Origin of the sequence: Brevibacillus sp. SIMBA_040 (assembly GCF_046535075.1) — a bacterium.
In the GTDB taxonomy this organism is placed as follows: domain Bacteria; phylum Bacillota; class Bacilli; order Brevibacillales; family Brevibacillaceae; genus Brevibacillus.
On sequence record NZ_JAWRXI010000330.1, the window covers coordinates 1 to 250 of the forward strand.

Annotated in this window: 1 protein-coding gene; it reads right to left on the reverse strand. The window is 58.8% G+C overall.

Annotated features, from left to right (window positions below; translation table 11 throughout):
• The coding region (locus SB752_RS33010; protein ID WP_410719596.1) for a hypothetical protein at nt 1-250 on the reverse strand (250 nt) is incomplete at both ends.

Genomic DNA, 250 nt, shown 5'->3' on the forward strand with positions numbered 1-250 from the left:
GCCCATAGAAGTACAGGTAGGCTCCTACGATGCCCTGATCGTGGCTGAAGTCCACTCCCTTCTTACTCGCCAGCTGCAATAACGCATCCGGACTGCCCGCGCCATGTACCAAGGCAAAGGCGTGACGATCGGCATTGGTTGGCAACAGTTTCGGCACCTCTGACGGGTCATCGACCATCGTGTCGCTGTTAGAGACCATTGACTCAAAGCGCCCGGCAAAGCGCTCGCTACCCCGGCTGCGGCACAAGTC